Consider the following 13,671-nt stretch of genomic DNA (forward strand, 5'->3'; position numbering starts at 1 on the left):
TTTGTCCTCTTGTAGCCTTTTGGGCCAGAAACGGTACAATAGCGGAGTACTCGATCCTCGGCATATTGGGGTAGCCTTTGCCCTCGGGCGGAGTCAGTAGAGAGATGAGCCTGCAACAGATCACTGCCACCCAGCCCAACGATTCGACCCAGCCGTCCGGGCCTCTGGCAGGGCTCCGCGACCAGTTTGGACGGGTGATCGACTATCTGCGCATCTCCGTCATCGACCACTGCAACCTGCGCTGCGTCTATTGCATGCCGGAACACGGGCTGAAATTCCTGCCGCCCAGCGATTTGCTTACTCCCTCCGAAATCGCCTCCGTGGTGCGCGTCGCCGTGGACGCCGGCTTTCGCAAGTTCCGCCTGACCGGCGGCGAGCCCACGTTGCGCCCCGACCTGCTCGACATCGTGCGCCAGATCACCGCCATTCCCGGCGCAGGTGAGCTGGCCATGACCACCAACGGCATCCTGCTCCCCGACCTGGCAAAGCCGCTGGTCGCGGCCGGCCTGCGCCGCGTGAACATCCACATCGACTCGCTCGACTCGGTGAGCCTCGCCAAGATCATGCGCTGGGGCAAGCTCGAGGATATCTGGCGGGGCATCGAGGCCGCCGAAGCCGCCGGGCTGACGCCGATCAAGCTAAACGCCGTGGTAACCCGCGGCTACAATGACCAGGACGTCGCCGCGCTGGCTGCGCTGACTCTCTCGCGCGACTGGCACTTCCGCTTCATCGAACTGATGCCCTTCGGCAGCGGCGAGACCGCGCAGGTGGCCCGCGACAATTACATCTCGAATGACGAAGTGCGCGCGCGCATCGAGGCTGCGCACGGCCCGCTGACGGAGCTGCCCAGCGGCGACGCCTCGGACGAGTCGCGCAATTACCGCCTGCCCAACGCGCGCGGCGTGGTGGGCTTCATCAGCCCGGTCTCGGCGCCGTATTGCGGAAGCTGCAACCGCATGCGGCTCACGGCCGAGGGCAAGCTGCATCTCTGCCTGCTCAACGACGACGAGATGGACATCAAGAAGCAACTGCGCCAGAACGGCCAGGACGCCGTGCGCGACATACTGCTGAAGGCCGTGCATCAGAAGCCCGTCGGCCATCGCCTGCACGAAGGCCTCTCCACCAAGAACCGCGGCATGTTCCAGATCGGCGGCTGAAGGAATCGGCCATGCCGGTGTTAGAATAGGTTCGGAAGGAGATCGCAGAATGTCTAACCAGGGCCAACAACTTCTCCAGCAGGTACTCTCACTCCCGCCGGAGGAAAGCGCCCAGGTCGCCGAGAAAATCCTGTCCAGCCTGGACGCATCGGCTCAACAGGAAATAGATTCCTTGTGGGCAGCCGAAGCGGAAAGTCGCATCGACGCATTTGAGCGAGGCGAGATGCAGTCGATCCCCGCTGAGGACGTGTTCCGCTCCATTCGCAAGTAATTACTCCATCTTGCACCCCACACCCATTGCGCTGACCATTGCCGGCTCGGACCCTTCTGGCGGGGCGGGCATTCAGGCTGACCTGAAGACGTTTCATCAGTTTGGCGTGTATGGCGCGAGCGCGATCACGCTTCTCACTGTGCAGAATACGCGGCGAGTGAGTCGCGTGGAAGTGACTCCCGCTGAGTTAGTCATTGAGCAGATCGACGCTGTGCTCGAGGACATGCTTCCCGGCGCGGCCAAAACGGGCTCGCTGGGTAACTCGGATGTGATTCGCGCCGTCGCCAGCCGGGCCAGTCGGTTCGCGTTTCCGCTGGTGGTTGATCCGGTGATGATCAGCAAGCACGGCGCGCCGCTGTTGAGCGATGATGCCCGCGCCGTGCTGCTCGACCAGCTTCTTCCGCACGCGTTTCTGGTAACTCCCAATTGGCACGAAGCGCTGGCCCTGGCGGGGTTGCGTGAATTCGAGAGCGATGATTACGAGTCACTCAGCCAGCAGGCCGCGCACGCGATACTTGCAATGGGCGCGAAAGCTGTGCTGATTAAGGGGGGACACCGCCCTGCCCGCTTATCGTCTGCGCCGTCAACGGAGTCAAACGACCTGCTCTACCACGAGAGCGAGGTGTACCTCTATGCTGCCCCGCGCATTGATACCCTACACACGCACGGCACCGGGTGTACTTACTCGGCGGCCATCACAGCATTGCTTGCAAAAGGCATGGAGTTGGTGCAAGCGGTGGGCGTCGCGAAGCAATTCATCCACCGCGCCATCGCCACAAACCCCGGCATCGGCGGCGGCCACGGCCCCGTAAATCACTTCGCTAAAACGGAGTGATGCTCGATTGGCGCGGTAGCGTGCGGAGGCTTACTGGTAGCGAGGAGACTGGCTGCGCTCGGAGGTTATGAGCGACTCGAAGATGGCCAGCACACGTTTGCGGTAGGGGACGATAATCTCGATGGCCTCGCGGTAGAGCGGTTCGCGCGCCTGCAGCACGCGCCACTTGGCCAACAGTACGGGATCGACATCAATGTCTCGGCGCAGGTTGTCAAGCGAGTGGCCACGCAGAAACAGGCCATAGAAAAACGCCGCCTCGCGCTGCGGAGACAGCCCATTCACCTCGGTGAACATCTCATCCAGCAACACGGGTTCCACGCCCACGGCCTGGCGTCCTGGGTTGCTCATTTCGGATTGGCGTAAAGAGGGCGGCATAACTCTGCAAGTATAGCTATTTTAAGGGTCAATGGCAACGAAAATCGGGCAACGAAAATCGTGCTCGAGGGTAACCAGCAGGAGAAGAGTTAGTTTCTTGCCGGGGGAATTGCTAAGGCTTCGAAGTAGACCAGGTACGATTGCGGCGATGCCGGCAGCGAATTTTTTTTCATACTTGCGCAGATGATGCGGAAGAGGTTGTCCTGCTCGGAGACGGCGAGAGCGGAATCTGGCGCTTCGACCGACGGCTGGGTCACCGCTAGATGCCGCAGAATATCGTAGATAATTTCGCTGGCGCGCGCTACAGGTGTCCGAAAGTCTCCGCAGACAAATTGAAACTCCGCGTCCATCTCGTGAAAATGCCAAGCGAGACATGCGCAGAATTCCACCGCTGCCTCAAACTGCGTGAGCGCCTCAGCGGAGAACGTCCCCGGCGCGTCTCCCACTTTGCCTATGCGCGGGTCCAGCACCAATTGCACACGCCGGTCGTCCTCCCGTGCAAATTCGCGGACCTTTAATGAGCCCGACCGCGCCGAGGCCTTCCAATCGACATGGCGGACGCTATCAGACCCGAGCATCTCGCGGATCGAGTACAGGTCGTGCCCCATGCCTTTCTGGAATGCCTCCAGCTCACCGCTGAGCATGGGCAGTATCTCGATGAGTTTTTCGTTAGGGCGAACGGCTGGATACACTAGAAGTTCACGCGAGAGACCCAAGTGCATAGTCTTGTCGAGGAACCCGAAGGGGAACCGTGTACTCAAATCGAAATGGTCATCGCGATAATGGCCGCGGCGCGGGAATTCTATCTCGACTTGGCGCTCAATCGCGCTGCCCCGTGGCAAGAAGGGAAAGTAGAGCGGCTGATCGAGAATACCCCGCCTGGCCTGGACGTCACCAATCGCCGATGGCTTCGTTCCTCTGCGGGCGGGTCTCGCCGCAGTTTGCGATCTGGCGCCGGCAAGCGTTTTCCATTGTGCGAGTGCTAGCGCCGCCATGGCAAGTATCAGCGAGGCCCCCAGCGTCAGCAATCCAACCACGACCAACGCCAGGATGCTGAACCGATAGAAATCTGCGATTACCTTCCAGAGAGCCAGCAAAACGACTACCGTGAAGGTAGCCGCCACGCTGCCCAAGCGCAGCCCTTGCGCGAAGACGTGCTTCCAGTCAATGGCCATCGCCCCTTTGCTTATGCTCGCGCCAGCCAATCCAGCCGAGCCTCTCAGGGTGAGCGAAAACGACGGGAAAACTTTTTTCAGATTCGACAGGCGTACTCGCGCACGCACGGGCTGCCGCGCGAAAACATGCTGCGGAAGCTCAATGTCGACACCCACGCCGCTCAGCACGCCCAATGAAAGAATGCCCGACATCAGGATCGCAGCCAGCAGGCTGGACAGAATCATATAAAGGAGATTATTGCCTGTATTCAGCCCCGCGATGGCCAGTAGCAGAATCAGTACGATGAATGCCCAGCCCTCGCGCGTTAGCTTGTAATCGAGGCTCACATGCAGCCACTCGATGCGGGTGCGCCGGGCGAGGTAGGGAATCGCCGTGAAGGCCACATAGCCGGCCAGCAACAATGCCGCTCCCGCGCAGAGCCCCGTGGCGATTACCCGGCCTTGTTGCGCGAACACGCTGGAGTACATAGCCAGCACAAACGCCAGCGCCAATGCCATCATGGAGATCAGAAAGGTGCGCCAGCCCGGCACGTCCAGTTTGGCGATCCATCTGCGCAGCAGTGTGCGCGCGGTTAGTCGGCGAAAAATTTTGGAGGATACGTTCGTCCCGGTGGTTACAGGCATGGTTTTGATAATATCACCGGAGATGGCATGGAATCTCAATCTGGAGAATCACGCCGGAGACACTCCGGCTCTGTCCCACGGCCCCGGCACATATGCTAGCGCCGCGCGGCGAGATCTTCCGTATCGGGAGTTTTCATGGGAGTGGGGGATACGGCTTTCGCCGGAGACTTCCTGTTTCCAGGTGCGGGCAGGCGCGGAGCGATCTTCACGCCGCTGAGCGTGTCCACGTAGCCGGAGACACCGGCAAACAGTGCTTCGGCGATCTTCTGGCGATGCTCGGTCGTGCGCAGCCGTTTTTCTTCGGCCGGATTGCTCAGGAAGGAAACTTCGGTCAATACCGAAGGCATGTTGGCGCCGATCAAGACCACAAAGGGCGCGGTCTTCACGCCGCGGTCAAACTGATTGGCTGTCTTGCGATTCATTCCCTTGGCTAGCGATTTGCGCAGCGAGGACTGCATGCGAGCAGCGAACTCCTTGGACTCATCGAGCTTTTCCTGCAACGCGATCTTGCGCACGATACCCTGTAAATTGGCGATGGTCTCCTGCGCGCCGGAGTTTTCGCGCGCAGCGACCTTGAGCGCCTCGGGGTCGGAGGTGAAGTTGAGGTAATACGTCTCAATACCCACGGCATTTTTTGCGGTGCTGGAGTTGAGATGGATGGAAAGGAACAGGTCGGCCTCGGCCTTGTTGGCCAGGGCCACGCGGCCCTCCAATGGTACGAAGCTGTCGTCAGCGCGGGAAAAAACCACCTCGCTGCCGAGCTTCTCCTCTATCAACTTGCCCACGCGCTGCGCCAGATCGAGCGACAACTCCTTCTCGGTCAGCCCACCTGGTCCGATGGTTCCGGGATCGTGCCCGCCGTGCCCAGCATCAATGAAGATGCGACCGATCTTTAACCCTAACGCGCGTGTCAGTGAATGCGTTCCACCGCGAATGGGCGCGGCGGCGCGTAATTTCTGATCTATAGCGGATGGCGCGACGGCAGCCGGCTCTGCTTTGGCCATCAGCACAGGCACGGAGGGAAGGGCGGGTGCGGGAGAATTCGCCGCTACCGGAATTGCCGCGTCAATCTCAGAGACGCGACCGCGCACGTCAATCACCAGTCGATAGGGATTGGTCATCTCGCTGATCTGAAAATCGGTATCCGCTCCCAGGTCCAGCACCAGTCGCGAGACACGCTTGTCGAACTGGGCCAACCGCACGCGTTTCAGCAGGTCACCGTTTACCTCCAGCGTGCGCCCGCCGACGGGCTGGGGGATCCTGGTATCTTGCAGATCAATGTAGAGCCGCGGCGGAGTGCTCAGTTGCGCCGCCTGATACTTCAGTTTTTGCCCCACCTCCAATTGACCTACATCCACCACCACGCGGCTGGACTCCGGGTTGGTCCAGTACCGAATGTCGGTGATTGTGGACAGGTCATCCTTCGCTGACTTCCCGGCCGAGGGGGACTCGCTGGCTGGTTTGTCTGCAACTGGTTTGAGGGCCGGAAGTTTGCTGGAGAGCGTACCCTCTTTGGTCTGGCTGACGGTGTGAGCGCGATTCTCCGCGGCATCGGCTGCCGGGCCGATCTCATCTCGCAGTTGCGAGACGGCCTGTCTGGCTAGCTTCGATTGCGCGGAGTTGGGGTAGTCGGCCACGTAGCGTCCGAACTGCTCCAGCGCTTTTTCCGGCTGGTGGAGGTCGTGCCGATAGATGCGCGCAATGGCCAGCCGCGCGTCGAAGCGAAACTGGCTCTGCGGGTATTCACGCAACAGGAACGAGTAGGCCTCAATGGCCTGCTGGAAGTGAATCGGCTCGCTCCAGCGGCGAGCCATCTCCTCGGAAAGCTCGCCAATGGCCATCAGACTGATCGTGGAGTTGCCGTAGGTGGGCGCGGTCAGATAGACGCGGCGGAAGGTGTCGATTAGCTTGCTGTAATCTTCGATGGTCCGGTTGGACATCGAGGTCTTCTGAAGCTCGGAATGCTTCTTGCGCGCCTCCTCAAAGTAATTATTGGCACGGTCGAGCGCGCCGCTGGCCTGCGCCGATGGCGTTATCCCGGCCATGATCCAGGCCGCCAGCAACAGTACTGGCAGTGCCGGACGCAACCTGCCGCCGCGACCGGTAGACTCAAAGCTATGGGATTGAATCCGCATCATTAGGCTTCGTCGGAGCCTGCTCCGGCTTGCGAGATCAACTTCTATGGCCGGTCCGTATTGGAAAAGTGAATGACTCCGCTATCATCCACATACTTGAAAATTTGCGGTTCCGGCGGTACTCCCGCAGCGGCAGCGACGGTACTCATGGAATACAGTTCGCTGATCTTGCGGATATAGTTTTGCGTCTCACGATAAGGGGGCACGCCGCCGTTGCGAGTTACCGCCATCTCTCCGGCGTTGTATGCCGCGAGCGAGAGTCGCACATCGCCTTTGAACATACCCATCAGATATTTCAGGTAGCGAATGCCACCGTCCAGATTCGAGCGTGGGTCGAAAGAATCCATCACGCCGAAGCGACGGGCCGTCGCCGGGATCAGTTGCATCAGGCCGCGCGCGCCTCTATTGGAGACAGCGTAAGGGTTGTAGTTGGATTCCACGCGAACAATGGCGTGGACCAGGTCGGCATCCACCTGGTGTCGACGCGCGGCGTCGCTTACGAGCTCTGCGATGTAGTCGCGTCCACGAGGAACTGTGGGAATATCCTGGGATGAGGATTCTGGCGCAGTGCTCGGGTCGCCAAGTGCTTCGGTAATGATTAACTCATCGGGTACGGCGGCGGGTTCTGCCGCAAACGCCGCAGAGTCGGAAGATTTAGCAGAGTCGGATGTCTTGGCCAGCAATTTCCGGCCGGTAGCCCCAGTTTTGCTGGAAGTGTGCACTTTGGGCGTTGCCGATGATTCCGCGGGTTCGTTGACGAAGACCACGCGCCCCGCGGAGTCGACAAAACCGGAGATGTTCTCTGCCGCCTGTCCAGGCACAATGCTGGACGCAATCAGACCAATCGCCAAAGTGGCGATTGCCCAAGCGCGTACACGTGAGGGGCTATGCCCTTTCCGTATTCGATGGCGGCGCATACTAGCCAATACCTCTTGCCAATGTCTGGGCTGATGATTCAGTCCGTAAAGCTCCAACCGCTTGTGATTATAGACGGTTAGAACACGCCCATTATAGCATTCCGGCCAGTACGTCAGCGGCTTCATTCAGGACGGTATCGAGTCGGGCAACGTCCTTCCCCCCAGCCTCGGCTAGGTCTGCCCGTCCGCCGCCGGTACCGCCCAGTTTCTGCGCAATTGCCTGTGCGAACTTACCGGCATGGACCCGCTTGTTTAGGTCCGGAGTGACGGCTGAGATCAGCGCGACTTTATCGTCCGCCACGGAGGTCAGCAGCACCACTCCAGAACCCAGCTTCTGCCGCATGGAGTCCGCTAAGTTCCTCATTTCAGGGCGTCCAAGTCCATCCGACCGGATTGCCAGCAGCCGCACATCCTTCACCAACCGGACCTTCGAGTCGATGTCCACTAGCTGCGCGTTGGCCAGCTTCATACGCAGAGTTTCAATTTGCTTCTCCAGGGTCCGCTGGTTCTCGGTCAGCCTGGCGACGGCCTGCGACAGCTCCGCCGGAGTCGTCTTCATGGCAGCGGCCAGCCCTCGAACCATTTGGGTTACCTCTTGGAACTGGTCGAGCGCGCCCGCTCCGGTTACGGCCTCTATACGCCGGACGCCGGCCGAGATGCTGCCCTCGTGGACCACCTTCAGCAGGCCGATCTCCCCGGTGCGCTGGACGTGCGTTCCGCCGCATAGCTCCTTGCTGAAGCCCGGCACCGCGACCACGCGGACCTTGTCCGGATACTTCTCGCCGAAGAAGGCCAACGCTCCGCCCTCGACCGCGCGGTCAATGTCCATCACCGCCGTCTCGACCGCATTGTTCTTCTGGATCTCCTGATTGGCGAGGTTCTCGATCTCAGCAAGTTCTACCGGATCAAGCGAGGCGAAGTGCGAGAAGTCGAAGCGCAGTCGCTGCGGATCGACCACCGAGCCCGCCTGCTTCACGTGCGTCCCCAGCACCTGCCGCAGCGCGGCGTGCAAAATGTGCGTCGCGGTGTGATTGCGCATCGTCGCCCGGCGACGGTCCACATCCACCACCGCGGAAACCGCATCCCCAACGTGTACTGCTGCTTTGGTAACGACGCGATGAGAAGTAAGCCCCGAGACAGGCCTATAAGTGTCTTGTACCGTAACGACCACATCGCCACTTACTTCAGAAACTAAGTTGCCCGTGTCACCCACCTGCCCGCCTGACTCGGCGTAGAACGGTGTGTGATCCAGCACCAACTCCGCCTTGCTTCCGGTGGGAAGCTCATTCACCGATTTGCTATCCAGCAGTAATGCGACCACTGTGCATTTCTGAGACTCGGTCTGTTGATAGCCTTCAAATATTGTTTGTCCCTGCTTCAATATCTCCGTGTAGACGGGCGATAGCACGGCCTTCTCCGCGCCCTTCCAACTCGCGCGCGCGCGGTCGCGCTGGCGTGCCATCTCTGCCTGGAAGCCGGCTTCATCGACGGTGAAGTTGCGCTCGTCGGCCATCTCATTGATCCAGTCGAGCGGCATCCCAAAGGTGTCATAGAGGCGGAACAGCTTGTCTCCCGGCAGCACGACCTTCGTATCACCGGTGGGTTTCGCGGCGTCCTTAACGACCTTCTCGAATTCGCTCAGCGCAATTGTCAGGGTGTGCGCGAAGCGCTGCTCCTCCGACTTCACCACCGTGGCCACCCGGTCAGATGACTCGATCAGCTCCGGGTAGGCCGGCGACATCATCTCGGCGACTTTGCCGGTGAGCTTGTAGAGAAATGGGTCGGTCAATCCCAACTGTCCGCCGTGACGCGCGGCGCGGCGCAGGACTTTGCGCAGCACGTAGCCGCGGCCATCGTTGGCGGGCAGCACGCCATCGGTAATGAGGAACGCGGCGGCGCGGGCATGGTCCGCGAGTATGCGTAGCGAAGTGTCGTTCTCCGCCTTCTCGCCGTACTCGACTCCTGCCATTTCTCCTGCCTCGACGATCAACGGCCATAGCAGGTCTGTCTCGTAGTTACTCAGTTTTCCCTGTAACACGGACGCCAGTCGCTCGAAGCCCATGCCGGTGTCAATTGACGGCTTTGGAAGTGGTACCATCGTGCCATTCGAATCGCGGTTGTACTGCATGAAGACTAGGTTCCATATCTCGACGTAACGTCCGCACTCACATGGAAACTGACAGTCAGTATGTCCCCAGTCACTCGCTTGCGGGCCCAGGTCATAGTGCATTTCCGAGCAAGGCCCGCACGGGCCGGTGTCGCCCATCGACCAGAAGTTATCCTTCTCATCCATACGAAAAATGCTGCTGGCGGGCTTGCCCGCGATCTTCGACCACAGGTTCAGCGCGTCGTCGTCCTCGCGGAAAACTGTGATGGTCAGCCGGTCTTTGGGTATGCCGTAAACGCCGGTAATCAGCTCCCATGCGTACTCGATTGCTTCCTTCTTGAAGTAGTAACCGAAGGAGAAATTGCCGAGCATTTCGAAGAATGTGTGGTGGCGGCGCGTGCGCCCGACGTTCTCCAGATCGTTGTGCTTGCCTCCTGCGCGCATGCATTTCTGCGAAGAGGTAGCGCGCATGTAGTCGCGCTGCTCCAGTCCCAGAAACACGTCCTTGAACTGATTCATGCCCGCGTTGGTGAACAGCAACGTAGCGTCATTGGCCGGGACGGTTGGCGAACTTCTGACCACGCGGTGGCCACGCTCCGCGAAGTAATCCAGGAATGTCTTGCGAATCTGATTTCCGTTCATAGCTGTGTATTCACCGGGTTTCTATCGATGCTTTGCATGAGTGAGTAGTGAATGACTCGGTTGTCGTTCTACTTCTTCGGCAGCCGCTTGCGAAGGTTCTCGACTAGCTTTCTACCCGCGGCTGGATCGGACACCTTCCCTTTTATTGCTTCGGTCCAAACCACGGTTCCATTTGTGCGGTCGATCACATGCAGGAATACCGCTACGCCGGGTTTGTATTGCCTTGCCAGATCAGCGGCGGCGGGATTGAGGAAAATGTCCGGGTCTGATTTTTCAGTAATCAACAAAATCAGGTCGGTGACTTCACTGTCGTACGTTAGTTCCCAACGCGCCCATTTGCGCAGCGCTTCCTCGGCTGGCGGAAGCTGTGGATTGATCCGCGGCTGGCCAGTCAGGAAGGCCACTCGTGCATTCAGCAGCCCGGGTGGCAACGGTTTTTTCTGTGCTACGGCAGCCACGGATGTCATCACGCAACACGCCAGGATTAGTGTGCCAATGCCCACCCATCGAGACGATCTGTCCGATCCACTCAATTGTTCCAAGCAAGACTCCTTCACCAACCATACGCCGCAATACTATTCTGTTTCCACATCTTCATCCGTAGAATCGGCGAGCGACTCGATCCACTCCCGCCATTTGTCGGGGTCAATCGACGGGCCGTCCGCGCCACGCCGTTTTGCGGAATTCAATCCCTGGAGTTCCTTCACAATTGTGGCAGACGAAAAACCCGCGCGCAACAAGCGTTGGTACAGCGTGGCCAGCGCGGAGGCCTTGCTGGGCGGCTTCGCCAACCGCAACTTCCGGCGTAGGTAGTCGCGCAGCAGGTCGCGCTCATTCAGCGGCTCATAGCCAGCCTGCACCGCTTGGTCGGCGATCTCGCGCCCCACTCGCTTCTTCGCCAGATCGCGCCGTACGCGCCCTGCACCGTGACCTTCATTCTCGATCCGCGAGCGCACAAATAGGCGCGCAAAGCGCTCATCATCTAGATACCCGTGGTCGCGCAGGCGAACGATGGCGTCTCCAATATCCGCTTCGCCGGCTCCGCGCTGCGCGAGAAACGTGCGTATCTCCGCCGTGGAGCGCGTCCTGCGCGCCAGCGCCTTCACGGCCATCTCGTAAACGGCGTTCCCGGTTGGCGGCTCTTTAGGCTTGCCGGATCGAGTTTTTGTGCGATAGGCCATTTCACTTTTATGCCAATAATCTATTCACGGTCATCCGGGGCGCTGCAACCGGCGGAGCTTCGCGTATTTCAGATAAACATAGTAGGCGGCCATGCGCGCGATGGTCAGCCCAGCGGCGCCATCAAGGAATCCAGCGCGCAGCAGGTACGTCTCAAGGAACTTCCACGGCGGCAGCAGGATCATGCGGGTCAGCGCCCCGCGTGTGCCGCGCGCGTGAGCCTCCTGCGCGGCCAGCGTGGTATAGCGATCCACCGTGCCGCGGTGCTGCTCAATGGTGTCGCAGGTGTAATGCAGCAGGTCGCCGCGCAACGCGCCTGCTTCACCATCGACGACCACGCTTTCATGAACATATTCGCCCACCCAGCACGCGCGGCGGCGGTCGTACAAGCGCACCTTGCGATCCGGGTACCAGCCGGAGTGGCGTATCCAGCGCCCGCAGTAGTGCGGTAGCCGAGGCATGGAATACCCCGCCGCTTCATCATTCGCGAATTGCTTCAGAGTCCTGATCTCCTCAATCAAGGCGGGCGAGAGCGCCTCGTCGGCGTCCAGGCTCAACACCCAATCGTGGGCTGCCTGTGCGGCAGCGAAGTTCTTTTGGCGGGCATATCCTTCCCAGACGTGCTTGATGAATCGCGCGCGACCTCGCACGGCAATCTCGTGTGTGAGATCGGTGCTGCCGCTATCGACGACTACCACCTCGTCGGCCACGCCGCTGACAGACGACAACGCACGGCGCAGATTGCGCTCTTCATTCAGCGTGATGATGACGGCAGAAATCTTCATGGTTGAAATGCCCCACAGAGCCGCGACCGGAAGGGAGCGGTCGCTCGAATGATGGCGGCGTATAGGACCACCGCTCCCTCCCGGTCGCGGCGCTGTTCTCATTTTTCAGTATGCCAGCAGGAGGCGCAGGTCGCGGACATTTGTTCCTGTCGGCCCGGTGATGATGGTGTCGCCAAGTTTCTCAAAAAAGTGAAACGAGTCGCATTCTTCCTGAAACCTCGCCGCGTGCATGCCCAGCGTCTTCGCGCGCTTGATCGTTTCGCCATCGGCAATAGCGCCAGCCGCCGGGCTGTTGCCGTCGATTCCGTCGGTGCCCGCACTAAGGACCACGATGTCATAGCCGGCAATCTTCTGCGCACAATCCAGCACAAATGCCTGATTGCGCCCGCCCATTCCGTCGCCGGTAACGGGGCAGCTCAATTCGCCTCCGCTGACCACCGCCACGGGCTGGCCGGGATGGGTCGAGCGAAGTTCCGACAGGCGAGTCAATAGATAATCCGAGGCTTTTTCAAACTCCCAATCATCACAACTTGTCACCGTGCGAACGATGATTTCATTTTCGTAAAGCAGGTTCGCGAGAAGATTAAGCGCATCCCAATTGGACAGCAGGCAATAGTAGGAACTGCGGGCAAAGCAACTGAGGCCATCCTTTGGAGTCTCACGCAACGGCACGATTGGTTCGTTCTTGTGTAGGCCTCGTGGTAGGAAAATCATCGGGTAATTTTTGAATTGAACGTATCGGGAAAGCACCGCTTCACATTCATCCAATGTCGATTCATCTGGCATGGACGGTCCGGAAGCTACCACGGACGACATCATCTCCGGCACGTCGGACACGAATATAGTAACTTGCTCAGCGGGCTCAGCGGCTCTTGCCAGCCTTCCTCCCTTGATCGCAGAAAAATGCTTGCGAACTGTATTGATCTCTTGAATGCTCGCGCCGCAGGTTACGAGCCCCGCGTAAAAGGTCTTCCAATTGTCGACCGAGTAGGTGGGATCCATGGGCAATTCCGCCAAGGACGACCCGCCACCTGAAATTAGAAAAATCACAAGGCTGTCAGGGCCACGTCCGTGCGTTCGCAGCAATGAGAGCATCGCCACTGCGGCGGCGAAACTCTGTTCGTTGGGATAGGGGTGGCCGCCCGCAAAATATTCGAAGCCAGGAACTGGTTTGGTGGGAAGGGCTGGCGCGGCGACTACGCCGCGAAGTGGCACGCCCTCCATGATCTCCGCCAGGGCGTGCGCCATCTCGATGGCGGCCTTGCCCATGGCGATCACGCGCACGGGGCGGCCGGAGTGCAGCGGGATGCGGGCGCTCCCGATCTCCAGCACGCCATCGCGCAGGCGCGCCATAGCACGCATCTTCGTGCCAACATCCAGGTGCGGCAGCGTCTTCAGGAACAAGTCCCGGGCTAGTTGGCGAGCTTCCTGCGAGGTCATCAATTAGGACTTCCCTTGCTTCAGCATGA

General features: G+C 59.8%; 12 protein-coding genes. 3 read left to right on the forward strand and 9 right to left on the reverse strand.

From position 1 onward, the window contains the following. Positions 1-104: 104 nt before the first annotated feature. Genes moaA through thiD form a run of 3 tightly spaced genes read left to right on the forward strand, consistent with a single transcriptional unit; the run spans position 105 to position 2,263 of the window. Positions 105-1,157, forward strand: coding sequence for a GTP 3',8-cyclase MoaA (gene moaA, locus EXQ56_00105; GenBank protein ID MSO18862.1), 1,053 nt, complete (start codon positions 105-107; stop codon positions 1,155-1,157). 49 nt (positions 1,158-1,206) lie between these two features. Further along, positions 1,207-1,428 (forward strand): hypothetical protein, encoded by a 222-nt coding sequence (locus EXQ56_00110; GenBank protein MSO18863.1) that lies wholly within the window; start codon positions 1,207-1,209, stop codon positions 1,426-1,428. Positions 1,429-1,438: 10 nt separating this feature from the next. Beyond that, positions 1,439-2,263 carry a bifunctional hydroxymethylpyrimidine kinase/phosphomethylpyrimidine kinase gene (gene thiD / locus EXQ56_00115; protein ID MSO18864.1) on the forward strand — a complete coding sequence of 275 codons (825 nt, stop codon included), beginning with the start codon at positions 1,439-1,441 and terminating at the stop codon, positions 2,261-2,263. A gap of 30 nt (positions 2,264-2,293) precedes the next feature. Here thiD and EXQ56_00120 read toward each other — a convergent pair whose 3' ends face one another. The 9 genes from EXQ56_00120 to EXQ56_00160 all read right to left on the reverse strand — a co-directional run bounded on the left by EXQ56_00120 (position 2,294) and on the right by EXQ56_00160 (position 13,645). Further along, complete coding sequence (locus EXQ56_00120) at positions 2,294-2,557, reverse strand: hypothetical protein (GenBank protein MSO18865.1); 264 nt, start codon at positions 2,555-2,557, stop codon at positions 2,294-2,296. Between the two features lie 170 nt (positions 2,558-2,727). After that, entirely contained in the window at positions 2,728-4,476 is a 1,749-nt protein-coding gene (locus tag EXQ56_00125) for a DUF58 domain-containing protein (GenBank protein ID MSO18866.1), read from the reverse strand. Between the two features lie 56 nt (positions 4,477-4,532). After that, entirely contained in the window at positions 4,533-6,575 is a 2,043-nt protein-coding gene (locus EXQ56_00130; GenBank protein ID MSO18867.1) for an N-acetylmuramoyl-L-alanine amidase, read from the reverse strand. A gap of 41 nt (positions 6,576-6,616) precedes the next feature. After that, positions 6,617-7,489 (reverse strand): lytic transglycosylase domain-containing protein, encoded by an 873-nt coding sequence (locus EXQ56_00135; GenBank protein MSO18868.1) that lies wholly within the window; start codon positions 7,487-7,489, stop codon positions 6,617-6,619. A gap of 91 nt (positions 7,490-7,580) precedes the next feature. Next, positions 7,581-10,238, reverse strand: coding sequence for an alanine--tRNA ligase (gene alaS, locus EXQ56_00140; GenBank protein MSO18869.1), 2,658 nt, complete (start codon positions 10,236-10,238; stop codon positions 7,581-7,583). 68 nt (positions 10,239-10,306) lie between these two features. Further along, complete coding sequence (locus EXQ56_00145) at positions 10,307-10,708, reverse strand: hypothetical protein (GenBank protein MSO18870.1); 402 nt, start codon at positions 10,706-10,708, stop codon at positions 10,307-10,309. A 105-nt stretch (positions 10,709-10,813) separates the two neighbouring features. Continuing rightward, positions 10,814-11,419 carry a hypothetical protein gene (locus EXQ56_00150; GenBank protein MSO18871.1) on the reverse strand — a complete coding sequence of 202 codons (606 nt, stop codon included), beginning with the start codon at positions 11,417-11,419 and terminating at the stop codon, positions 10,814-10,816. 30 nt (positions 11,420-11,449) lie between these two features. Next, complete coding sequence (locus tag EXQ56_00155) at positions 11,450-12,202, reverse strand: glycosyltransferase family 2 protein (protein MSO18872.1); 753 nt, start codon at positions 12,200-12,202, stop codon at positions 11,450-11,452. A gap of 105 nt (positions 12,203-12,307) precedes the next feature. Then, positions 12,308-13,645: a DUF4147 domain-containing protein gene (locus EXQ56_00160; protein MSO18873.1), complete on the reverse strand. Its 1,338-nt coding sequence runs from the start codon at positions 13,643-13,645 to the stop codon at positions 12,308-12,310. Between the last annotated feature and the right edge of the window lie 26 nt (positions 13,646-13,671).

The sequence above is a fragment of the Acidobacteriota bacterium genome (assembly GCA_009691245.1).
In the GTDB taxonomy this organism is placed as follows: Bacteria; Acidobacteriota; Terriglobia; order 2-12-FULL-54-10; family 2-12-FULL-54-10; genus SHUM01.